Consider the following 22,195-nt stretch of genomic DNA (forward strand, 5'->3'; position numbering starts at 1 on the left):
AGCAGGCAGATCACAAACGTCGGTTCACCCGACGGCTACGGGCTTGCGGGCCTCCAGCATCCAGGTCCTGAACCACGGCCCGCCGTACCAGAACCGCCAGCCCAGGTCGCGCCTGCGGACGTCCACGACGCCGAGCTCCCGCAGCGTCTGCTCGTACGCGGGGGTGTGCTGGAAGTCGGCCAGCAGCAGGAGCCCGCCGGGCCGCAGCACGCGGTGCGCCTCCCTGACGGCCCGCGCGCGGCCCTCGGCGTCCGGGATGTTGTGGACGGCCAGGCTCGACACGATCACGTCGAACGAGGCGTCCTCGAACGACAGCTCCCGCATGTCGCCGGTGACCAGGTCCACGCGCACGCCCTCGGCCTCGGCGTTGCCCCGGGTGACGCTCTCGTCGTTGCCCGACTGGTCGCGCGAGCGCCAGAGGTCGAGGCCGGTGGCCCGGCCCTCCGGCAGCCGTTCGGCGGCCAGCAGCAGCACCGCGCCGCGCCCGCAGCCGAGGTCGAGCAGCCGCTCGTCGCCCTTGAGCCGCTCCAGTTCCTCGGCCCACACGGCGAACTTGCCGCGCCGGGTCGTGTAGAGGTAGCTGGCCGCGCTGGCCGAGGTGTAGATGCCGCCCAGGAGGAAGGCGACTCCGGCCACCGGGACGCCCTGCATGAAGGACGTCACCGAGAGCACCAGCACCACGAGGGCTCCGATCACGAGACCCAGCAGGGCCAGCGGAGCGTCGAATCCGTAGCGTCCACGTCTCATAGTCACGTTATATCTCGATCTCGCGTTATATCGCAATCTTGGTTTGACCGGGAATTGGCATGACACTTCCCCTTCCCCGCCCTCATTCGACGACAAACCGTCTCTAACGTGGAAGACAGATGCGCAAAATGGGGGTTGAGCAGGGATGACGACCGGAGAACGCAGTTTCGGCCCCGGCGCGGCGATCGCGCTGACTCTGGGATCGGCGTTCCTGTGGGGGGTGGCCCACGTGGCCACCGACCGCCGCAAGACCGGCTTCGCGCTCATGGTGACGCACGTGCTGCTGCTGGCCGTGATCATCACCGCGGTGACGGCCTTCGGCACCCAGGTCCTGGCGCTGGCCGTGCAGCCCTTCTGGCTCACCACCCTGTCCGTCGCGCTGGCCGTGCTCGCGCTCGTCTGGTCCGCGGTCATCGTCCGGTCGTTCGTGCTGGTACGGCCCGAGCCGGCCAACACCGCGGGCCGCGTCCTCAGCGCGACCTTCACCGCCGGGCTGTGCGCGCTCGTCCTGGCGCCGACCGCGTACGCGGCCCGGCTGGCCTACCTGTCGCATGACGTGGTCGACTCGATCTTCACGGCCGAGATGACCCCGATCGTCGCCGACGATCCGTGGAACGGCGCGGCGCGGATCAACTTCCTGCTGATCGGCGCCGACTCCGCGCCCGGACGCCCCGGGGTGCGCACCGACAGCGTGACCGTGGCCAGCGTCGACACCGCGACCGGCGACACCACGCTGTTCGGCCTGCCGCGCAACCTGGAGCAGGTCCAGCTCCCGCGCGGCCCGGCCCGCCAGCGCTTCCCGAACGGCTTCTCCGGCGACGGCCCCGACACGCCGGGGCTGCTCAACGAGATCTTCCAGTACGCCGAGGACTACCCGGAGATGGTGCCCGGCGTGCGCCACGGCCAGCGCGGCCCCGCCCTGCTCAAGCAGACCGTCAGCGACATCCTCGGCATCCCGGTGAAGTACTACGCGATGGTCGACATGAAGGGCTTCGCGCAGATCATCGACGCCATGGGCGGGGTGAAGGTCACCATCAAACAGCCCATCGTGTACGGCAAGTACCGCGAGGGACACCTGGCCGCCGGCACCCGCAAGCTCTCCGGCCAGGAGGCGCTGTGGTTCGGCCGCTCCCGCACCGACAGCGACGACTACGTGCGCATGGGCCGCCAGAAGTGCCTGCTGTACGCCGTGGCCAAGCAGGCCGACCCGGTGACCGTGCTCAACAGCTTCGAGAAGCTGGCCGCGGCCACCAAGCGCGCGATCTCCACCGACATCCCGAAGAACTTGCTGCCGCCGCTCATCGAGCTGTCGGACAAGGTGAAGGACGCGCGGATCCGGAGCCTCAGCTTCGTGCCACCGCTGATCAACACCGCCTCGCCCGACTGGGGGCTCATCCGGGCCAAGGTCACCAAGGCGCTGGCCGACCGGCCCGCCGTGCGCCGCCCGGGCCACCCCAAGGCCCCCACGACCGCCCAGGGCTACGACCGGCCGATCGCGCTGGACGCCGCCTGCCACTGAGCGACCCCTCACTCCGCGTCCCACAGCGCCCCCCGGGCTTCGGCCCGGGGGGCGTCCGCGCGTTTACGCCCTCGCGGCCGCGGCCGATGTGGCATCATGGGCGTCACCTGAGAACGACAACGGTTTTCATAATCATCTGGAGCTATCGTGAGGGTGGCCTTCGTCGGCAAGGGCGGCAGCGGCAAGACGACGATGTCGGCCCTGTTCGCCAGGCACGTGGCGAGCCAGGGCGGCCCGGTGGTCGCCGTCGACGCCGACATCAACCAGCACCTGGCGCTCGTCCTGGGCGCGGGCCGGGCCCCCGAGCCGCTCGGCGCCCATCTCACCGAGATCAAGGACTTCCTGCGCGGCGACAACCCGCGCATCCCCTCGGCCGAGGCCATGGTCAAGACGACCCCGCCGGGGCGCGGGTCCCGGCTGCTGAGCCTGGACGACCTCGCCGCCTCGCCGTACGCGGTGACCACGCCCGACGGCGTCAGGCTGCTGGCCACCGGCCCGTTCGGCGAGGACGACCTCGGCGTCGCCTGCTACCACTCCAAGGTGGGCGCGGTCGAGCTGCTGCTCAACCACCTGGTCGACGGGCCCGGCGAGTACGTCGTGGTCGACATGACCGCCGGGGCCGACTCGTTCGCCTCGGGGCTGTTCACCCGGTTCGACCTGACCTTCCTCGTGGCCGAGCCGACCCGGCAGGGCGTCGGCGTCTACCGGCAGTACGCCGAGCACGCCGCCGGGTTCGGCGTGCGGGTCGCGGTCGTCGGCAACAAGGTCCACGGCCCCTCCGACGTCGACTTCCTGCGCGCCGAGGTGGGCGCCGACCTGGTGGCCTGGATGGAGCACTCGGCGGCCGTCCGCGCGATGGAGCAGGGCCGGCCGCTCGCCCTGGCCGACCTGGAGCCGGCCAACTCCGACACGCTCGCCGCGCTGCTCAAGCACCTCGACGCGCAGGAGAAGGACTGGGTCAGGTTCGGTCGCCAGGCCGAGGAGTTCCACCTGCGCAACGCCCGGGCCTGGGCGGACGCGCGCACCGGCCTCGATCTGTCCCTGCAGATCGACCCCGGGTTCACCTACGGACCGCCGATGACCACACGAGTGTCCCCCTCCAGCCATCTGGAGCACCACGCCGACCGCTCATAGCGTCGGTTCGATCCCCTTCGAGAGGAGACAGCATGTCGCTGACCGTTCCGAACGACCTGCTCGACCAGGCCAGGACCGGAGAGGTCGAGGACGCGGCGTTCGTCGCCTGCGTGCGCGAGTCCCTGCCCTACGCGTGGTCGGTGATCAGCGAGCTGGTCCAGCAGCGGGCGCGTGACGGGGCCGAGTTCGCCGACAACCAGGTGCCGCCGCCTTCGGAGGAGGCGCGGGGCCAGCTCCTGCGCTGCCTGGCGAGTGACGCCATGCGCGGCGCGCTGGAGCGTCACTTCGGCGTGCGGCTGGCGTTCCAGAACTGCCACCGGGTCGCGGTCTTCGACCCGGCGGCCACCGAGGCGCTGAGCGCGTTCGTCACGCCCCGCGCGCAGATCCTCAACCAGAAGCCCGAGCTGGTCGACTGCTGACCGCTTGAGCCAGGGGGCGGCGGGCCGCACGGCCCGCCGCCCCGCTCAGTTCGGGGGCAGGGCGGTCCGCACGCGGGGCAGCACCTCGGCGCCGAGCCGGCGGACGTTGTCCACGGCGCGGCGGTGGTCGCCGATCCCCTCGACCATGAGGATGATCCGCCGCACGCCCGTGGCCTCGGCCGTGGCGAGGACCGCCTCCGCGCACCGGTCCGCCGACCCGACGGGATGCACGCGGGTCAGGAAGTCCACGTACGCGGGCACGTCCCGCGCTGGCCGCCTGCGCCCGTCCACCGGCACGTAGCCGGCCAGGCCGGGCTCCAGCCAGCGCGGCATCGCCTCCTTGAGCTCCCGGACGGCCTGCCGCGTCGAGTCGGCCACATGCCCCACGGCCGCCGCCACGTGGGCGCCCGATCCGGGGCGCAGCGCGTCGTACGCCGCCACGTGGGCGCCCGGCCCGGGGCGCAGCGCGTCGTACGCCGCCACGGCCGCCGCCTTCTCGCGGTCGTCCACGTGCATCCCGAGCAGCATCGGCAGCCCCCGGCGCGCCGCCAGCTCCAGCGTCGCCTCCGACGTGCACGCCACCACCGGCCGCAGCGTGGCGGCGGGCACCAGGTCCACCTCCCTGAACCGGAAGAACTCCCCCTCGGCCGCCACCCGGCCGCCCGACAGCGCCCGCACGAGCACGTCCAGCGACTCGCCGAACCCCCGCTCGAACCGCTCCAGCCCGGTCCCGAACACCTCCAGGTCCATCCACGGCCCGCCCCGCCCGACCCCGAGCGTGAACCGGCCGCCCGACAGGTGGTGCAGCATGGCCGCCTGCTCGGCCAGCGCCACGGGATGCCAGGTGGACAGCACGCTCACCGCGGTGCCGAGGCCGATCCGCGAGGTGCGCCCGATCGCCACGGCGGCCAGCGTGGTCGCCGACGGGCACACCCCGTAGGTCATGAAGTGGTGCTCGGCGACCCAGGCGTCGTCGAACCCGGCCTCCTCGGCCGCCACCACCAGCTCGACGGTGTCGGCCAGCACCCGCCCGGGATCGCGGCCCGGGAAGCCCGCCGCCACGAGGAAGACGCCGACGCGCACCGGACCTCCCTAGCCGAACAGGCTGACCTGACCCTCGCTCGCCGCCGGATCGCGGTGCCGCTTCAGGTGGCGCCACCGCGGCAGGTCGTCGAGGTAGGACCACGACATGCGGTGGTGCTCGGTGGGCCCGAGCCGCGCCAGCGCCTCCTGGTGGACGGGCGAGGGATATCCGGCGTTGTCGGCGAAGCCGTAGGCGTCGCAGCCGAGCGTCGCCATGTGGGCGTCGCGCCGCACCTTGGCCAGCACGGACGCGGCGGCCACCGAGACGCTGGCCGCGTCGCCCCTGACCTCCAGGCGCACCGGCCAGGGCGCGCCGATGTAGTCGTGGGAGCCGTCGAGGATGACCGCGCCGGGCCGTACGGGGAGGGCGTCGAGGGCGCGGCGGGCGGCCCGGCGCAGCGCCTCGGTCATGCCGACCGCGTCGATCTCCTCGTGCGTGGCGTCGCCGAAGGCGATGCCCGCGGCCCATTCGCGCACCTCGGCGGCGAGCGTCTCGCGCCGGGCCGGGGTGAGCTGCTTGGAGTCGGTCAGCCCGGCGGGCGGCTCGGACAGGTCGGTGACGACCGCGCAGACGGTCACGGGTCCCGCCCAGGCGCCGCGGCCGACCTCGTCCACGCCGGCCACCGTGCTGACGCTGGGCTGGGAGAGCAGGAGGTGCTCGATGTCGTACGTCGGCGCCATAGCCGCACACGCTATCGCGCGGTCAGCGGCCGGGGGGACCGATCGGGTCGAGGTCGGCGGCGAGGTAGCGGGCCGCCACGTGGACGGCCCGCAGCGTCACCGACACCGACGGCCGGTGGACGCTGGACCCCCGCGCGACCGCGTGGACCTCGCGTCCCACCGGGTTGCCCGGGAACTGCCGCACCGCCACCCCGCGCACGCCCGCCGCGAGCGCGAGCGCCGGCACGGCGGCGATGCCGAGCCCCTTGGCCACCAGCGACAGGATCGTCCCCAGCCCCTCGAACTCCCAGGGCGTCGGCCGCGTGCCACCCACGTCGAAGAGCAGCCGGTCCACGGCCAGGCGGGACGGCTCGCCGTCCGGGGTGGCCATCCACGGCTCGTCGCGCAGCTCGCGCAGGTCGATCGGCACGTCGGGGTCGGCCAGCCGGTGCTTGCGCGGCACCACCAGCACGAGGGGGTCGCTCAGCAGCGGGAAGACGCGCAGGTGCTCGCTGTCCCGGACGCGGCCGTACCAGTCGTCGACCAGCGCGATGTCCACCTCGCCCGACTGCACCTCGCGCATGCCCCGCCCGGACCTGCTCTGCCGCAGCCGCAGCGTCAGCTCGGTGTGGCGGCGCAGCGAGCGGGCGAGCGCCGGCGCGAACGCCACGGCCGCCGTCGGGAAGGCCGTCACCACGACGCGTCCCGAGGGGGTGCCCGCGTGCGCGGACAGGTCCGACTCGGCCTCCTCGACCATGGCGAGGATGCGCTCGGCGTGCGCGACGAGGCGCCGACCGGCGTCGGTGAGCTCGGCGCTGCGCGCGGTGCGGTCGAGCAGGGCCGTGCCGGTCTCCCGCTCCAGGGCGACGAGCTGCTGTGACACCGCCGAGGGGCTGTAGCCGAGCGACGCGGCGGTGGCGGCGATGCTGCCGCGCCGGCCGAACTCGCAGATCAACATCAATCGCCGCAAATCGAGCATCGGTCTTCCTTACGCCTACCCACGAAAAGCCTCGCTTGTTCTGATGCAATACTGCAAGCAGGCTGGGAACGTGACAAACATGAGCATTACCCTCTCTGCCACGTTGGCGGCCAACGAAGACATCGAACGAAGACGACGCGCCGGGGAGCGCGTGCTGCACCTGGCCTTCGGCGAGGCAGGTCTGCCCGTCCACCCGGCGCTGCGCGACAGGCTGGTGGCCGAATCCGGCCGCAACGGTTACGGTCCCGTCGCCGGCGCCCCCGAGCTGCGCGCCGCCGCCGCGGGCTACTGGAGCCGGCGCGGACTCCCCACCGACCCCGGCCTGGTCGTCTGCGGGCCGGGCAGCAAGCCCCTCCTGTACGGCCTGCTCCTGGCGATCGGCGGCGACATCGTGCTGCCCAGGCCGAGCTGGGTCAGCTACGCCGCGCAGGCCGACCTGGTCGGCTCCCGCCCCCTCCTCGTGCCCCCGCCCGCCGGCGAGGGCGGCGTGCCCGATCCCGCCGGGGTCGCCGAGGCGGTGCGCCGGGCCCGCGCCCAGGGCCGCGCCGTCGGCTCCGTGCTCGTGACGTTGCCGGACAACCCGACCGGCCGCCTGGCCACCTCCGAGACCATCGGCCGCCTGGTGGACGTGGCCCGCGAGCTGGACCTCCTGATCATCTCCGACGAGATCTACCGCGACCTGCTGCACGAGCCCGCCCCCGCCTACGTCTCGCCCGCCGACCTGGCGCCCGAGCGGACCGTCATCACCACCGGGCTGAGCAAGAGCCTCGCCCTGGGCGGCTGGCGGATCGGCGTGACGCGGCTGCCCGAGGGCGCGCACGACCTGCGCGCGCGGGTGCTCGCCGTGGCCAGCGAGATCTGGTCGGCGCCGGCCGCGCCGGTGCAGCAGGCGGCCGCGTACGCCTTCTCCGAGCCGCCGGAGCTGGCCGAGCGCGTGGCGCTCAGCCGCCGCCTGCACGGCGCGGTCGCGCGCGCGGTCCACGCCCGCTTCGCCGCGATCGGCGCGAGCACGCCCGACCCGCAGGGCGGCTTCTACCTCTACCCGGACCTCGGCCACCTCGGTCTCGGCGGCTCCGCCGCGGTCACCCGGCGGCTGCTGGAGGACCACGGCATCGGCGTCCTGCCCGGTCACGCGTTCGGCGACGACCCCGCCGCCGCCCGCGTACGGGTCGCCGTCAGCCTCCTGTACGGCGAGACGGCCGAGCAGCGGCTGGCCGCGCTGGACGCCTCCAACCCGGTCACGCTGCCGTGGATCTCGGCCGCGCTGGACCAGTTGTCGGACGGCCTCGCGGGGCTCGCCGAGGCCATGCCGGGAGCGGCGCGTGAACGGCGTCCGGCCCTCGTGCCGACCCCATGTCACGGTTAGGCGAAATCTTCGCACAGAGGGGCTGCCCGAAACCCCGAATCAACCCTCTGACCTGGGCAAACAGCACATGATCCGAAACCCGCGAAACAAGCGCGAAAGAAGGTGGCCGTTGCCTGGTCACAACCGGCCCGGTCAGCCCTCATCATGTGCTCATGCCCGCTCTTGTCACCCTGTCCGGGCGCCTCGTGCGCCTGGAACCTCTCAGCCCCGCGGCGATCGACGATCTCGTCGCCGCGGCGAGTGAAGACCGCTCCACGTATGCCTTCACTCGCGTCCCGAACGGCCGGGACGAGATGGTCTCCTATGTGGAGGCCGCGCTGGCTGAGCAGGCGGGGGGCCGCACGATGCCCTTCGCCATCCGGTGGCTGCACACCGATCGCCTGATCGGTGCCACCCGTCTCATGAACCTGGAGTACTGGCAGGGCCCCATGCCCTGGCCTCCGGGGACACTGAGCGCGGTGGGCGAGATCCCGTCCGTGGCGGACATCGGCTACACGTGGCTGGGCGCGTCAGCCCAGGGCACGGGTGCCAACCGGGAGAGCAAGTTCCTGCTGCTCTCCCACGCCTTCGAGACCTGGAACGTCCACCGCATCACGCTCAAGGCTGACGTACGCAACGTCAAATCCCGGGCCGCCATCGAGGCCCTCGGCGCACACTTCGACGGGGTGCGGCGAGCGGAAAGCCGAGGCGCCGACGACACGGTCCGAGATACGGCGTTCTATTCCATCCTGAGTTCCGAGTGGCCGGCCGTCCGTGAGCGGCTGGCGCGAAGACTCGGGCTGGTGGAGGCCGCCTAGCAACCATGTCCGCCGAAGGCCCCGCCCACCTGATCCGGGCGGGGCCGGTATTCCGGACCCGGGAGGCATGACCGCCCCCGCGTCGTTCGGGGCCATGCCTCACTGACCCTCAGCATCCGCTCCGTAGCTCAACGCCCGATCAACACCGAATCAACGCCCACACCCGAAACGCCCGGGGTATTCCCCGCGGGGTAACGTATTCACCGCATGCGAGAAACGCCCTCGCCATCTCTTCCGCGGAAGATCTGCGCGGACGGAAAGATTTACGGCGGAGGGGCATGCCTATGTGTTAGGCAAGGTTCGCTCTATGATTTGGTAACAAATCGTTCCATTGCCCTGGAGACATACGGCATGGCTGGTCAGAGCGTCGAAGGCGGCCTTCGGTTCGCCGTGCTCGGTCCCGTGCGGGCGTGGCGTGATGGCGCGGAACTCGACCTGGGCACCCCGTTGCAGCGTTCCATTCTCGGGATGCTGCTGCTGCGCGAGGGCCGCGCGGTGACCCCGACCGAGATGATCGACGCCGTCTGGGGGGACGACTCGCCCCCGAGGGCCCTCGGCGCCCTGCGCACGTACGTCTCCCGGCTGCGCACGGTCCTCGAACCCGACCGCCCCGCCCGGTCCCGTCCCGAGATCCTCACCTCCGTGGGGCGCGGCTACGCGCTGCGCCTGCCCGACGGGGCGCTCGACCTGGTCCGCTTCGAACGCGGCCTCCACGAGGCCGAGGCGGCCCGCAAGGCCGGACGGCCCTCCGCCGCGGCCGAGGCGCTGCGCTCCGCCGTCGCCCTGTTCGAGGGCGAGCCGCTGGCCGGCGCCGTCGGCCCCTACGCCGAGCACCAGCGCGACCGCCTCGTCGAGTGCCGGCTCAGCGCCGTCGAGACGCTCATGGACGTGGACCTGGAGCTGGGCCGCCACGCCGACGTGGTCTCCGAGCTGATCGCGCTCACCGCCGAGCACCCGCTGCGCGAGCGGCTGCGCGCCCAGCTCATGCTGGCCCTGTACCGGTGCGGCCGGCAGGGCGACGCGCTGGCCGTCTTCACCGAGACGCGGCAGGCGCTGATCGACGAGCTGGGCATCGAGCCCGGTCGCGACCTGTCCTCCCTGCACCAGCGGATCCTGGCCGCCGACCCGGGCCTCGCCGTCGCGCCCGCCGCCGTCACGCCCGCGACCGTCCCCGAGGCCGCCGAGGAGCCCGAGCCGGCCGAGGAGGAGCAGGTCCCCGAGCTGCCCCGCCCGGCTCAGCTCCCGGCCGCGGTGAGCGACTTCACCGGCCGCAAGGAGATCGCCGGGCGGCTGCGGACGCTGCTGTCGTCGCCGTCGGCGGCCGAGGGCGTGCCGGTGGCGGTGATCTGCGGCATCGGCGGCGTCGGCAAGACGACGCTGGCCGTCCACGTGGCCCACGCCGCCGACGACCTCTTCCCCGACGGGCAGCTCTACGCCGACCTGCGCGGCTACACCGGCGAGGCGACCGCGCCCGAGTCGGCCCTGGGCGCCTTTCTTCGCGCCCTCGGCATCCCGCCCGACGTGATCCCCGAGGTGCCGGCCGAGCGCTCCGCGCTGTTCCGCTCGCTGCTGGCCGACCGGCGCATCCTCGTGCTGCTCGACAACGCCCGCGACGCCGCGCAGGTCATCCCGCTGCTGCCGGGCACGCCCGGCTGCGCCGCCATCGTCACGAGCCGGGTCAAGCTGGCCGACCTGCCCTCGGCCCGGCTGTTCGACCTCGACGTGATGGAGCCCGACGAGGCGCTGTCGCTGTTCTCGTCCGTGGCCGGGCCGGAGCGCGTCGCCGCCGAGCACGGGGCCGCCATGGACGTGGTGGCCGCCTGCGGGTTCCTGCCGCTGGCCGTGCGCATCGTGGCGGCGCGGCTGGCCGCGCGGCCGTCCTGGACGGTGGCCTCGCTCGTGCCGCGACTGGCCGACGAGCAGCGCCGCCTCGACGAGCTGCGGGTCGGCAACCTCGCCGTGGAGGCCACCTTCGCCCTCGGCTACGGCCAGCTCGACCCCGCCCAGCAGCGCGCGTTCCGGCTGCTGTCGCTGCCCAACGGCCCCGACATCTCGGCCGGGGCCGCCGCCGCGGTGCTGGAGCTGAGCGCGTTCGAGGCCGAGGACCTGCTGGAGTCGCTGGTCGACGCGAGCCTGCTGGAGGCGCCGGCGCCCGGCCGCTACCGCTTCCACGACCTGCTCAAGCTCTTCGCCCGGCGCATCCTGCACAAGACCGAGACGCAGCAGGCCAAGACGCTCGCGCTGCGCCGGCTGCTCGGCTTCTACCTGGCCTCGGCGCAGTCGGCGCACCGGCTGGCCTACGAGGGCAGCCTGATCGCCGACAACCTCGCGGTGGTCGGCACGGGCCGGGTGTTCGGCGCCGCCGACGAGGCCGTGGCGTGGCTGATCGCCGAGGGCGACTCGCTGTTCGCCGCGATCAACCAGGCCGCCAGCGACTCGCTCACGGCCGACGAGCTCCTTCCGGCCGCCGACATGCTGGTGGCGATGGAGCCGCTGATGGAGTCGGGCACCCACACCCGCGAGTTCGACCACGGCACGCGGGCGGTGCTGGCCGCGGCGCAGCGCCTCGGCGCCGCGGGGAGCGAGCTGCGCGCCCGCTACGTGCTCGGCCGGGTGCTGTTCGCCGGCAACCGGCTGACGGAGGCCGAGGAGCAGTTCAGGATCGTCCACGAGCTGTCCGTGGCGCGCGGCGAGAAGATCGTCACCGGCGAGGTCAAGAACGCCCTCGCCGTGGTCGTCGGCCGGCAGCGGCGTCACACCGAGGCGCTGTCGTGGTTCGACTCGGCCATGGACTGGTACCGGGAGAACGGCGTGCCCGCCGGCGAGGCGCTGGTGCTCAGCTACTCCGCGCGCGACCACCTCGGCCTCAACCGGCCGGAGGACGCGATCGCCGCCGCCGAGAAGGGCCTGGCCATCTTCACCGAGATCGGCAGCGGCGCCGGCACCGCCCGCGCCCGCTACCACCTCGGCATCGTGCTGTCCCGCGTCGGCCGCCTCACCGAGGCCGTCCACCACCACGCCGAGTGCCTGGCGTTCTTCCGGGCCAGCAAGCAGCGCGTGTGGGAGCAGCGGGTGTGCTCGCGGCTGGCGGAGACGTTCATCGCGGCCAGGCGCTACCCGGAGGCGGTCCGCCACGCGGAGCAGGCGCTGGTCGTCTCGCGGGAGATCGGCCACCCGTACGGCGAGGCGCTGTCGCTGACCGTGCTCGGCAAGGCGCTCAGGGGCCTCGGCAGCACGACGCGCAGCGCCGACTGCCTACGTCAGGCCTTCGACATCTTCGCCAGGCTCGGCGCTCCCGAGGCCGGGGACCTCAGGGCCCTCCTCGACTCCGCCCCGGTCTCCAAGCACGTCTCCGAGCCCGTCGTCGAGCCCTGAGTACAGCGCGTCGTCCAGTCGTGTCATCCACACATGGTTGATCAAGGCTGTCCTTAGGGAGTCACCAGACCAGTGGTGCAGCCCGGCCGGTCATCTCGGTCGCCGCGCCTCGCCAGGGGGCCCGGATGTCGGGTCGCTCGGCGCGGCGGCCAGCCGCCTCACATCGACGACCGGCCGGACCCGACGCCGGCCTCGAACCCCCCGGGACCGGCGTCGTGCTCCTGAGCCTCCACCGGCGGGCTCAACATCGGATCAACACCGGATTGCCTCACCGGTCAACGCCGTTGTCACCCCATTCGTACGGGCTTGTACGGACGATCAGAGCTCGAAGTAGCCCTCGGCGATGAGGGGGCGCAGGGCGTCGGCGTGCAGCACCTGGCCGTCGCCGACCAGCTCGGCGATCACGTTGAGCAGCGGCCCCAGCGCCAGATCGCCGTCGCACACCCCGGCCAGCGCGGCCTCGACCGTGCCGACCTCCCGGCTGCGGCGCAGGCCGCCCGTCTGGCGCAGCACGATCCGCATCGGGTCCTCGGCGCCGGGCAGCCCGATGCGCTCGTCCAGCAGCCCCTCGGCCGTGCGCAGCCGCGCCGCCGGCAGGTCCTCGACGCGGTGGGCCGTCGCGATGGCGTCGAGCACGCCGTCCACGTAGTCGCCCACCGGCAGCGCGACCTGGTGCGTGAGCCGCTCCAGGCGGACCACCGGGTCGATCGTGCCGGAGTTGCGCATGGAGATCCAGCCGAAGCCGACCGCCTCGACCTTCTGCTCGTCGAACCACGTCAGCCAGCGGTCGTAGTGCTCCGCGTAGCCGGGGGTGCCCTGCTCGGCCGCGTCGCGCAGCCACAGCTCGACGTACTCGGCGGGATCCTGGACGTCGCGCTCCACCACCCAGGCGTCGCATCCGGTGCCCGCCAGCCAGCCGCCGACCCGGTCGCGCCAGTCCTCGCCCTCGACGTGCAGCCAGTTGGCCAGGAAGTGGGCCTGGCCGCCGGGGGCGAGGTGGCGAGGCGTCTGCCGGACGAGGTCGCGGCAGAACGCGTCGCCGTCGCCACCCGTCTCGCGGTACGTCAGGCGGCCGCCGGGCGAGATCACGAACGGCGGGTTGGACACCACCAGGTCGAACAGCTCGTCCTCGACCGGCTCGAACAGCGAGCCCGTGCGGGCGTCCACGCCCGTGACGCCCGACAGCTCCCAGCTCAGCCGGGCCAGCTCGACGGCGCGCGGGTTGACGTCCGTGGCGGTGATCTCCTCGGCCCGCCCCGCCAGGTGGAGCACCTGCACGCCGCAGCCCGTGCCGAGGTCGAGGGCGCGCTGGACGGGGCGGCGGCTGACGAGCTGGGCCAGGTTCGCCGAGGCGCCGCCGGCGCCCACCACGTGGCCGGGACGCAGGGCCGGGTCACCCGGACGCACCTTGCGGTCGGAGACCACGTAACCGCCGGTCTCCCACGGCTGGAGGTGCACGTTCGCGCGCACCGCGCCGCCGTCGGCCTCGACCAGCCCGCACTCGCGCACGGCGGCCGGCACCCGCTCGGCCGGAACAGGGACGCCGAGCCACCACAGCCGGATGAGCGTGCCCAGCGGGTCGCCGTCGCAGGTCGCGCGCAGCGCCGGCACCAGTTCCTCACGGGAGAGCGCCGAGGCCGCCACGTCGCCCAGGCGGTCGCGGACGCCGTCGATCGTGTAGCCGGTTTCCAGCAGGTGGTCGCGCAGTCGTGCCAGTTCCACAGAGTCCATCCTTTCATCGCATAGGGCCGCGCATGATCCGATACCTACAGTGACCGTACTGTTACCGAGATACCCAAGCGTTCTGCAAGCGTGGGACAAGCCGGGCGCGATATCTCTTAGGGACCCTGCTCGACCGTTCGAAAGAGGAGCGGCCCCATGCTCATCCCGTGCCTGGCCTGCGAGTCCCGGTTCGTGCCTGACGAGTACTTCCGCGCCTGCTCCGACTACAACCGCGGCATGGACCTGGTGTCGTGGACCTGCCCGCGCTGCGGCAACCGCGACGACCTGCGGGTGCTACCCGGCGAGCTGGGTTTCGGCTACCCGTACCGGGGACGGTTCGACGTGCACGCCCGGGTGCGGGTGCCGGGCCTGCGCCGCCACCGCGGCGACCTGCGGCTCGACATCTCGCTGGACAAGGCGTCGTGGCGGGTGCCCACCCGGATGCGCCAGGCCGCCTGATCGCGTCGAGCGGGCGGCGACGCGCGTCCTTGGAACGCGCCAGAACCCCCCGGGGCCGCCCGATCAGCTCTCGGCGCGCTGGCGCAAGCTCTGCCAGGCGGCCTCGCCCAGCCCCTTGATCTCCTCGTCGGTGGGCGCGTGGGCGCCGGCGAACCACAGCCGGCACATCTCCTGCGCCGGGCCCAGCCACAGGACGTAGCACATGGTCGGGTGGACGGGCTGGAGCAGGTCGTTGTCCATGTGGGGCCGCCACCAGTCGGAGACGCGGCGGAAGAACCCGCGGCGCAGCTCGTGGACCTCGGCGCCGCCCGGCTCGTTCTTGCGCGGCGGCCGCTCGCTGACCAGCAGCCTGGCCCGCTCGGGGTGCTCACCGGCCCAGCGCATGTGGAAGGCGACGACCGCCTCGATGCCCTCGCGGGCCGTCCCGTGACTCTCCAGCTCGGCGATGAACGCCTCCTGGTAGGTCGCGAGGATCTCGGCGTACAGCACGCCGAAGACGTGTTCCTTGCTGGCGAAGTGGTGGTAGAAGCTGCCGACGCTGACGCCGCTCTCCTCGCGGAGGCTGGCCAGCGTGGTGGCCGAGACCCCGTCCTGGCTGAATCGGCGCAGGGCTCCCTCGATGATCCGGGTGCGCCCGTCGCGTCCGTTCTTGGCACTCTTCACATTTTCAATGGTGAGGCACCAGAACGTTATTCCGCAAATACGGACGCCCGGTTGATCATAGCCGTCACCTCCACCGACCCGGAAACCACCTTCAACACCGCGTCCGGCCACTGCCTGCGGATCATCCGCAGCGCCCGCCGGTTCTCGCCCATCACGTCCATGCCGACCGTGGTCGCGCCGCGCACGGCGGCCCGGAACAGCAGCGCGTCGATCAGCCGCGGTCCGAGCCCGAACCCCTGCCACTGGTCCGTCACCACCACGGCGACCTCCACGTCGTTCGCGCAGCCCCGGTAGCTCATGGCGTGGCCGATGATCTCGCCGTCGAGCGTGGCCACCAGGGCGTCCCGCCGCTCGTCCAGCGCGATGAGCGCGCGCACCAGGCTGGCGGCCGGGCGGCCGACGCCGGTGAAGAAGCGCAGCGTCCGGGTGTGCAGGGAGAGCCCGGACAGGAAGCGCCCGATCCGCTCCTCGTCGTCGGGGCGGGCGGGACGGATCTGAGTTCCCAGCATGGACTCAGCTTCCCTCGCCAGCCCTGAGTCTGTCAATTGAACTCAGGTATGATAAGAGGCATGATCCTGCCTTTCCGGGCTGACAACTGCTCCATCGAGCGCACCCTGGAAGTCGTCGGCGAGAAGTGGACCTTCCTGGTGTTGCGCGAGGCGTTCCGCGGGGTACGCCGCTTCGCCGACATGCAGGCCGCCACCGGCGCCCCCCGGCAGGTCCTCAGCGCCCGGCTGGCCCGCCTGGTCGAGGAGGGCCTGCTGCGCAAGGAGCCGTACCGCGAGCCCGGTCAGCGCCAGCGCGACGAGTACCGGCTGACCGACAAGGGCCGCGACCTGTATCCGCTGCTGGTCGCGCTCATGCACTGGGGCGACAAGTACCTCGCCGACGACGACGGGCCTCCGGTGCTGCTGACGCACCGCGACTGCGGCGCGTCGATCGAGGTGCACCTGCGGTGCGCCGAGGGGCACGAGGTGCCCGGTCCGCGCCAGGTCACGGCGCTCCCCGGCGCGGGCGCCCGCCTCCAGAGCGCCTGACGGAACCGCTCAGCGGCCCGAGTGGAGGACTCGCAGGTCAGCGCGCCGGGTGCAGGGCCCGCAGGCAGGAGCGGAAGTCCAGCACCGTCAGCAGCGCCGCCCCCGACAGCAGCACCGCGACCGCCGACGTCCGCACCAGCAGGTACGTCTCGATCGACTGGCTCAGCAGCAGCCACAGGCTCAGCGACGCGTTGCCGAGCTGCGCGCACCCCCACACGAGCGACTGCCGCCCGAAGAAGCGCCGCATGACCGGCTCCTCCATGACGTGCGGCGGCAACGGCACGAGGTCCTCCGCCACCCGCCGGGCCAGCGGCCTGCGCACCCGGGCGGTGCCCAGGAAGGCCGCGCTCGCGCAGAACACGCCCAGCGTCGGCTGGAGGAAGAACAGCACCGGGCTGCCCGACAGCAGCGCCAGCACCGCCCGCACGGTCACCATGCCGGCGGCCAGCAGCACCCCGCCCGGCACGGACGTGCGCCGGAGCAGCCGGTAGAGCACGCCCCCGTACACCCATGCCACGGACACCACCACACCACCCGTGAAGCCGGAGACGACCAGGCCCGCGTAGAAGACGGCGACGGGCAGGATCATGCCCTCGAACACCCGCGGCGCGGCGTGCCGGAGCAGGACGGCGAGCTTGGGCAGCTCGAACGCGTGTCCCTCGGGGGGCGCGGCAAGCACGGTCATGGGGCTCTTGGAGGGCCTCTCGGGGGACTCGGCGGAAGAGGCGTCGCGGGTCCGGAGCGGACGCCGCGGCACGAATCACGACCGTACGCGATGAACTGCCTTTCGGTAAGGGTTTCGACCAGATTGCGATAAGGTCACGCCCGCGCCACGGCCGATGGTGTAAGTTCGTCCGCCCGCTCCGGAACCCGAGGTGAGGCGTGTGAAGGGGCACCGGGGTCGGTGCCTACCCTTGAAGGGTGTACCGGTTCCTGCTGACGCCCCGCTGGATCGCGCTCCACGTCGTCGTGTTGCTCGTGATCCCCGCCTTCGTGTTCCTGGGACGCTGGCAGTTCGGACGGTTCGAGGAGCGATCGGCCAACAGCCACGACGTCACCGCCAACATCGAGGCCGCCCCGGTGCCCCTGGAGAGCCTGGCCGGGCAGAGGGTCAAGGAGGCCGACCGCTTCCGCACCGTCACGGCGACCGGCACCTACGACCCCGCCCACGCGCTGGTGGTGCGCAGGCGGCCCCAGGAGGGCCGGCCGGGCTTCTACGTGCTCACCCCGCTGAAGCTGGCCGACGGCCGGGCCGTGATCGTCAACCGGGGCTGGGTCAAGGTCGGGGCGACCGCGGACACACCGCCGGACGTGCCTGCGCCGCCGGGTGGTCAGGTAACTGTCACCGGCCGGCTACGTCTGGGCGAGACCGAGGAGTCGAGCGGCATCAAGGAGCGTCCCGGCCTGCCTCCCGGCCAGGTCCTGCTCATCAACCCGGCCGCGATCGGCAAGGGCCTGCCGTACGGGCTGCTGGACGGGTACGTCGAGCTCACGCAGCAGAAGCCCGCCACCGACCCGGCGCCCGCCCCGGTGCCCGAGCCCGACGTGGGCTCCGGCGGCGGCCTCAACTTCGCGTACGGCGTGCAGTGGTGGCTGTTCATCGGCGTGGCCATCGGCGGCTGGATCCTGCTGATCAGGCGCGAGGTGGCGGACCAGAGGAGCGGCGGGAGCACCGATTCCCCTGCGGATCCGGCGAATCGGAGTGAGTCGATCTCTGGTGGGTAGGAGCCGCGCCGGGGTTCGCATGAGCAGCATCCTCACACGGCGGACCCCTCACGGCCCGGGATCGCCCGTCATCCCCCTCCCGGCGATCCCGGGCCTCGAACACGGTCCGCGCCCCGGGCTCCGGCCGCGGCCGCTCACCCCGCGCCGCGCCATCCCCGGCGTCGCGGCGGGTACCGTGCGGGGCCGCAGTGGATACCCAACGGAGACTTCGCAGCTTGTTCGACGTTATCCCGCCGTCGTACGGTTACCTGCGTGACTACGCCGCTGCTCCCCGACCCTGATCCGAGGCGGCGCGACCATGTGATCATCTCCGCCGACGATCACCTGATCGAGCCCCCCGACCTCTTCGAGGGCCGGCTCGCGGAGAAATATGCCGAAGTCGCGCCCAAGGTCGTGGAGACGGAGGCCGGTCACCAGGTCTGGCGCTACGGCGGCGCCACCTACCCGTGCGCGGGCATGGACGTCGGCGCCGGACTCCCCCGCGAGCAGTGGACGCTCGACCCCATCCGCTTCGAGAACATGCGCCCGGGCTGCCACGACATCGAGGCCCGCATCGAGGACATGGACCTCGCGGGCGTCTGGGCGGCCCTGTGCTTCCCCGGCATGCTGGCCGGTCAGGCGGGCATGCCGTTCGCCAAGACCCGCGACCAGGAGCTCGGCCTCGCCCTCGTGCGCGCGTGGAACGACTGGCACATCGACGTCTGGGCCGGCACCTACCCCGAGCGGATCATCGGCCTGCAACTGCCCTGGCTGCCCGATCCCGACCTGGCCGCCAAGGAGATCCGCGCCAACGCCTCGCGCGGGTTCAAGGCCGTGGTGTTCCCCGAGTTCCCGACGCGGCTGCGGCTGCCGTCGATCCACACCGGCCACTGGGACCCGTTCTTCGCCGCCTGCGAGGAGACCGGCACGGTCGTCGCCCTGCACACCGGGGCGTCGAGCTGGTCGCCGGTGCCCTCGCCCGACACGCCCATCGAGGCGATCACCACGCTGATCCCGACGAGCGCGATGTTCGCCTGCGCCGACTGGCTGTGGTCCGGGGTGCCGCTGCGCTTCCCCAACCTGCGCATCCTCATCGTCGAGGGCGGCGTGGGCTGGCTGCCGCTGCTCGCCCAGCGAGCCGACTACGCGCTCGACCACCCCGTGGCGGGCGAGGCGCAGTGGGACGGCGGCCTCAAGCCGAGCGAGGTGCTGCGCCGCAACTTCTTCTTCGGCACGCTGAACGACCACTCCCTGTCGGGGGTGCGACTGGCGGTCGGGCTCGACCACGTGCTCCAGGAGAGCGGCTACCCGCACTCCGACTCGACCTGGCCCGACACGCAGAAATCCGTCGCGCGCAACCTGGGAGCGCTGCCACCGGCCGACGTCGCCAGGGTCGCGTACGGCAACGCCGCCCGGCTGTTCGGCCATCCGCTGCCCTCACGCGCCTGGCTGCGCATGGAGGAGATCTAGCCCCGAGGAGATCCAGTCCTCGCCTACTCCACGGCCGGAGCGTCGACGACACCCCGCACGATCGTGCGCTCGTGGTCGACGTACCGGCCGCTCTCGCCGAGCAGCGAGCCCAGCAGCCAGAGGAAGACGCCGAAGTCGTCGGCCACGCCGATCACGGGCAGGAAGTCGGGCAGGACGTCGATCGGGGAGATCAGATAGGCCACGCCGAGGCCCATGAGGGCCAGCTTGCCCTTGGTCATGCCTTCGTAGCGGCCGTTGATCACCGCGCCGATCAGCCGGGGGATCGCCCGCACTCGCGCCATCAGGCCGGGGGTGCCGGGCTTGGAGACGTCCCGGTACACCTTCCACGCGGCCGCGGCTCGTGCTGCTTTCGCCATCATGCGCCCTCCTCTACCCTGGCCTCTCACGACATAACGCGTTAGCCGGGCCACGGGTTCCCGCGGGTGTGACAGCCTCCTGCCGGGCCCCCGCGGGCGTGTCAGGCTCCGGGGGCGAGGTCCCGTACGGCCTGCTCCAGCGGCACCTCGCCGCCGGGCAGGGGCGCGAGGACGGGAGTGTCCAGCCCGTTGGCGACGTACTCGCGGATCCGCGCCCGGCACGTGGCCGCGTCCCCGTGCACCACCAGCGCGTCGACCACCTCGTCCGGGATCGCCTTGAGCGCCGCCTGCCGGTCGCCCGCCGCCCACGCCTCGCGCATGGGGCGCAGCGCCTCGCCGCGTCCCAGCCACTCGTGGAAGGCCGCGTACACCGGCACGGTCAGGTACGCCGCCAGCATCCGGCGGGCCAGCGCCCGCACCCGGTCCGCGTCCTCGCTCACGCACACGAACAGCCGGGCGATCAGCTCGGTGTCCGGCCCGATCTCCGCGCGCACCCGCCGGACGTCCTCGGGCGAGAGCCAGTTGGTGATGGCGCCGTCCGCCTCCTCGGCCGCCAGCCGCAGCATGCGCGGCCGCAGCGCCGCCAGCACGATCCTGGGCGGCTCCACAGGCGCCTTCTCCAGCCTGAACCCGCTGATCTCGAAGGTCTCGTACCTCTCGGTCACCTTCTCGCCCGCCAGCGCCCTCCTGAGGAAGCGCAGCGTGTCGCGGGTCCGCGCGTACGGCTTGGCGAACGTGCCCGCGTTCCAGCGCTCGACGATCGCGGGCGAGGAGGAGCCGATGCCGAGGACGAACCGGCCGGGCGCCAGGTCGGCCAGCGTGGCGGCGGACATGGCGAGCAGCCCGGGGCCGCGCGTCGAGACGGGGACGATCGCGGTGCCCAGCCGGACCTCGGGCGCCCACTGCGCGGTCAGGGCCAGCGGCACGAAGCCGTCAACCCCGCTCACCTCGGCCGACCAGACGTCGGTGTAGCCGAGCCCGGGCAGCTCCTCCACCAGCGCGCGGGACTCGGCCAGCGATCGGTCCTGGAAGGGAAGGGTCATGCCCCAGTTCCGGACGGCCCGCTCCGGCGTGGCCTGCCGGGTCATCGCGTACTGGGTCATCGCATCCTGCGTCATCGCGGCCTCCCGCTCGGCGTCGGTACCCCGGCGACCATACCAACCGGGCGGTATGCCGTCGCGGGGGGCTCACGCCCGCAGTTCGTGGACCGCCGCGATGAAGTCCTTGGTGATCCCGCGCAATCCCGGCAGGTGCGACAGCCCCACGAGCCGGTCCACCAGCGGCACGGTCACGTCGATCAGCCGGTACGTGCGCTCGCAGCCCGGAGAGGTGTCGTGCACCCAGAACAGCACCATGCCCATCGACAGCAGCCACAGCAGCTCGGGCAGCTCCTCGCGCAGGTCCTCGTTCATGCGGTCGCGCGAGCCCTCGACGACCTGCCGGTAGATGGCGATCGACGCCTCACGGGCCGGCGAGGTCTGCGCGCTGAACGGGCTCAGCGGGTTGGTCGGCTCCGCCGCGTGCTTGAAGAACTTCACCGCGAACTCGTGGTACGGCTCCGACACGCGCACCCACTCGCGCAGCACGCCGCTGAGCCGCGCGGCGAAGGAGGTCTCCGAGTCGAGCAGCCGACGGCAGGCCGCCTCGTGCTCGGTCTGGGCGCGGTCGTAGTACGCCTGGATCAACGCCTCCTTGCTCTCGAAGTAGTAGTAGGCGTTACCCACGGACACCCCGGCCTCGGTCGCGATGGCGCGCATGGTCGTCGCGTCGAAGCCGCGCTCCCGGAACAGTCGCAATGCCGTCTCGACGATGACCTCTCGGGTGCTCTCCGATCCTCGGTTTCGGGCTTCGGACACGTTCGTCACTTTACGGCTTCGTACCGGGTTAGGTCATGGAGCCGCACGGTGATCGACACCACAGGGCAAAATCCGGGAGTGACGCGGGTTATCCGGTGTGAAGCATGGGATTGATGTTTTCAGGCGGAAGGGCTATTTCCGCGAAAAGGCATCGACATGTGGATACGTGGAAGAGTGCGGCCCCTGCTGGCCGCGTTCCTCGGCATTGAGATCTCCATAATCGCGCTGGCGTCCACCGCCTCGGCCGCTTCCGTGACCACGGACGGCGAACGGCGTGTGACGCCACCAGTGATCATCAGGTCGTACTCCGTCGCCCTCCCGCGACGGGGCTCCGCCAAGCACCGTGAGGCGCGCGTGGCGGACCTTGACCAGGTCCGCGCCCGCAACGCGCCGATGGTGCGGATGTCGCACGACCTCGCCGCCGACTTCCTGGCGGAGGCGGGGATGCGCTACAAGTCGTCGGGACACTGTACGAACCGGCGGATCTTCACCTGCACGTCGCTGGACCAGGTGCGCACCGGCACGATCAACCGGATCGTCGACCTCAAGCGCGAGAGCGACTGCCCGATCACGGTCACGGGCGGCACCGAGGCCGGCCACGCGCCGGGCCGCTTCAGCCACGGCGCCGGCTACAAGCTCGACATCTCACACAACCGCTGCATCGACCGGTACATCACCGACCACTACCGGCAGACCAGGACGCGCGGCGACGGCTCGCCCCTGTACCGCTCGGACGCCGGCACGGTCTTCGCCGACGAGTCGGACCACTGGGACATCCTGTTCCGCTGACGGCCGCGTCCGCGACACCTTCCCGGCCGCTCCGGCCAC

General features: G+C 72.4%; 22 protein-coding genes. 11 read left to right on the forward strand and 11 right to left on the reverse strand.

Features of this window, described 5'->3' with window-relative positions:
* Positions 1 to 24: 24 nt before the first annotated feature.
* On the reverse strand, positions 25 to 747 hold the full coding sequence (locus tag HTZ77_RS14895; protein ID WP_175590140.1) for a class I SAM-dependent methyltransferase: 723 nt from the start codon (positions 745 to 747) through the stop codon (positions 25 to 27).
* Between the two features lie 145 nt (positions 748 to 892).
* On the opposite strand from HTZ77_RS14895, the gene HTZ77_RS14900 reads away from it, so the two are divergent.
* The 3 genes from HTZ77_RS14900 (at position 893) to HTZ77_RS14910 (ending at position 3,819) form a co-directional block, all read left to right on the forward strand.
* Entirely contained in the window at positions 893 to 2,266 is a 1,374-nt protein-coding gene (locus HTZ77_RS14900) for an LCP family protein (protein ID WP_235994669.1), read from the forward strand.
* A gap of 147 nt (positions 2,267 to 2,413) precedes the next feature.
* Positions 2,414 to 3,400: an ATP-binding protein gene (locus tag HTZ77_RS14905; RefSeq protein ID WP_175590141.1), complete on the forward strand. Its 987-nt coding sequence runs from the start codon at positions 2,414 to 2,416 to the stop codon at positions 3,398 to 3,400.
* A gap of 32 nt (positions 3,401 to 3,432) precedes the next feature.
* Entirely contained in the window at positions 3,433 to 3,819 is a 387-nt protein-coding gene (locus HTZ77_RS14910; protein ID WP_175590142.1) for an SCO5389 family protein, read from the forward strand.
* Between the two features lie 45 nt (positions 3,820 to 3,864).
* On the opposite strand, the gene HTZ77_RS14915 is transcribed toward HTZ77_RS14910, so the two are convergent.
* From HTZ77_RS14915 to HTZ77_RS14925, 3 genes are read right to left on the reverse strand one after another with little or no spacing between them, the layout of a single operon-like run.
* A complete protein-coding gene (locus HTZ77_RS14915) occupies positions 3,865 to 4,902 on the reverse strand; it encodes an LLM class flavin-dependent oxidoreductase (protein WP_175590143.1) in 1,038 nt (345 codons plus the stop codon).
* Between the two features lie 9 nt (positions 4,903 to 4,911).
* The gene (locus tag HTZ77_RS14920; RefSeq protein WP_175590144.1) at positions 4,912 to 5,583 is read right to left on the reverse strand and encodes a ribonuclease HII; all 672 of its coding nucleotides are present in this window, start codon (positions 5,581 to 5,583) and stop codon (positions 4,912 to 4,914) included.
* Positions 5,584 to 5,605: 22 nt separating this feature from the next.
* Positions 5,606 to 6,541 carry a LysR family transcriptional regulator gene (locus HTZ77_RS14925; RefSeq protein ID WP_175590145.1) on the reverse strand — a complete coding sequence of 312 codons (936 nt, stop codon included), beginning with the start codon at positions 6,539 to 6,541 and terminating at the stop codon, positions 5,606 to 5,608.
* Between the two features lie 79 nt (positions 6,542 to 6,620).
* Between HTZ77_RS14925 and HTZ77_RS14930 the strand changes: the two genes are divergently transcribed.
* From HTZ77_RS14930 to HTZ77_RS14940, 3 genes are all read left to right on the forward strand, one after another.
* The gene (locus tag HTZ77_RS14930; protein WP_175590146.1) at positions 6,621 to 7,907 is read left to right on the forward strand and encodes a pyridoxal phosphate-dependent aminotransferase; all 1,287 of its coding nucleotides are present in this window, start codon (positions 6,621 to 6,623) and stop codon (positions 7,905 to 7,907) included.
* 152 nt (positions 7,908 to 8,059) lie between these two features.
* Entirely contained in the window at positions 8,060 to 8,704 is a 645-nt protein-coding gene (locus HTZ77_RS14935; RefSeq protein ID WP_175590287.1) for a GNAT family N-acetyltransferase, read from the forward strand.
* 351 nt (positions 8,705 to 9,055) lie between these two features.
* A complete protein-coding gene (locus tag HTZ77_RS14940) occupies positions 9,056 to 12,079 on the forward strand; it encodes an AfsR/SARP family transcriptional regulator (RefSeq protein WP_175590147.1) in 3,024 nt (1,007 codons plus the stop codon).
* Positions 12,080 to 12,397: 318 nt separating this feature from the next.
* On the opposite strand, the gene HTZ77_RS14945 is transcribed toward HTZ77_RS14940, so the two are convergent.
* Positions 12,398 to 13,810 carry a DUF7059 domain-containing protein gene (locus HTZ77_RS14945; protein ID WP_175590148.1) on the reverse strand — a complete coding sequence of 471 codons (1,413 nt, stop codon included), beginning with the start codon at positions 13,808 to 13,810 and terminating at the stop codon, positions 12,398 to 12,400.
* Positions 13,811 to 13,957: 147 nt separating this feature from the next.
* On the opposite strand from HTZ77_RS14945, the gene HTZ77_RS14950 reads away from it, so the two are divergent.
* Entirely contained in the window at positions 13,958 to 14,260 is a 303-nt protein-coding gene (locus HTZ77_RS14950) for a hypothetical protein (protein WP_175590149.1), read from the forward strand.
* A gap of 63 nt (positions 14,261 to 14,323) precedes the next feature.
* Here HTZ77_RS14950 and HTZ77_RS14955 read toward each other — a convergent pair whose 3' ends face one another.
* Together HTZ77_RS14955 and HTZ77_RS14960 are read right to left on the reverse strand one after the other, a co-directional pair.
* On the reverse strand, positions 14,324 to 14,923 hold the full coding sequence (locus tag HTZ77_RS14955) for a TetR/AcrR family transcriptional regulator (RefSeq protein WP_175590150.1): 600 nt from the start codon (positions 14,921 to 14,923) through the stop codon (positions 14,324 to 14,326).
* A 26-nt stretch (positions 14,924 to 14,949) separates the two neighbouring features.
* The gene (locus tag HTZ77_RS14960) at positions 14,950 to 15,432 is read right to left on the reverse strand and encodes a GNAT family N-acetyltransferase (RefSeq protein ID WP_175590151.1); all 483 of its coding nucleotides are present in this window, start codon (positions 15,430 to 15,432) and stop codon (positions 14,950 to 14,952) included.
* Between the two features lie 60 nt (positions 15,433 to 15,492).
* On the opposite strand from HTZ77_RS14960, the gene HTZ77_RS14965 reads away from it, so the two are divergent.
* The gene (locus HTZ77_RS14965) at positions 15,493 to 15,960 is read left to right on the forward strand and encodes a winged helix-turn-helix transcriptional regulator (RefSeq protein WP_175590152.1); all 468 of its coding nucleotides are present in this window, start codon (positions 15,493 to 15,495) and stop codon (positions 15,958 to 15,960) included.
* 37 nt (positions 15,961 to 15,997) lie between these two features.
* Here the strand turns inward: HTZ77_RS14965 and HTZ77_RS14970 are convergent, their stop codons facing one another.
* Positions 15,998 to 16,645 (reverse strand): VC0807 family protein, encoded by a 648-nt coding sequence (locus HTZ77_RS14970; RefSeq protein WP_175590153.1) that lies wholly within the window; start codon positions 16,643 to 16,645, stop codon positions 15,998 to 16,000.
* Positions 16,646 to 16,881: 236 nt separating this feature from the next.
* Here HTZ77_RS14970 and HTZ77_RS14975 point away from each other — a divergent pair, with 236 nt between their 5' ends.
* Together HTZ77_RS14975 and HTZ77_RS14980 are read left to right on the forward strand one after the other, a co-directional pair.
* Positions 16,882 to 17,685, forward strand: a complete 804-nt coding sequence (locus tag HTZ77_RS14975; protein WP_175590154.1) for an SURF1 family cytochrome oxidase biogenesis protein — start codon at positions 16,882 to 16,884, stop codon at positions 17,683 to 17,685.
* Between the two features lie 252 nt (positions 17,686 to 17,937).
* Positions 17,938 to 19,134, forward strand: coding sequence for an amidohydrolase family protein (locus HTZ77_RS14980; protein WP_175590155.1), 1,197 nt, complete (start codon positions 17,938 to 17,940; stop codon positions 19,132 to 19,134).
* A 23-nt stretch (positions 19,135 to 19,157) separates the two neighbouring features.
* On the opposite strand, the gene HTZ77_RS14985 is transcribed toward HTZ77_RS14980, so the two are convergent.
* The 3 genes from HTZ77_RS14985 to HTZ77_RS14995 form a co-directional block, all read right to left on the reverse strand.
* The gene (locus HTZ77_RS14985; RefSeq protein ID WP_235994670.1) at positions 19,158 to 19,514 is read right to left on the reverse strand and encodes a YkvA family protein; all 357 of its coding nucleotides are present in this window, start codon (positions 19,512 to 19,514) and stop codon (positions 19,158 to 19,160) included.
* Positions 19,515 to 19,612: 98 nt separating this feature from the next.
* Complete coding sequence (locus tag HTZ77_RS14990; RefSeq protein ID WP_175590289.1) at positions 19,613 to 20,599, reverse strand: LLM class F420-dependent oxidoreductase; 987 nt, start codon at positions 20,597 to 20,599, stop codon at positions 19,613 to 19,615.
* 99 nt (positions 20,600 to 20,698) lie between these two features.
* A complete protein-coding gene (locus HTZ77_RS14995; RefSeq protein ID WP_175590156.1) occupies positions 20,699 to 21,367 on the reverse strand; it encodes a TetR/AcrR family transcriptional regulator in 669 nt (222 codons plus the stop codon).
* A 354-nt stretch (positions 21,368 to 21,721) separates the two neighbouring features.
* On the opposite strand from HTZ77_RS14995, the gene HTZ77_RS15000 reads away from it, so the two are divergent.
* Positions 21,722 to 22,156: a hypothetical protein gene (locus HTZ77_RS15000; RefSeq protein ID WP_175590157.1), complete on the forward strand. Its 435-nt coding sequence runs from the start codon at positions 21,722 to 21,724 to the stop codon at positions 22,154 to 22,156.
* The last annotated feature ends 39 nt before the right edge of the window (positions 22,157 to 22,195 follow it).

Source organism: Nonomuraea montanisoli (assembly GCF_013363975.1).
Taxonomy (GTDB): Bacteria; Actinomycetota; Actinomycetes; order Streptosporangiales; family Streptosporangiaceae; genus Nonomuraea; species Nonomuraea montanisoli.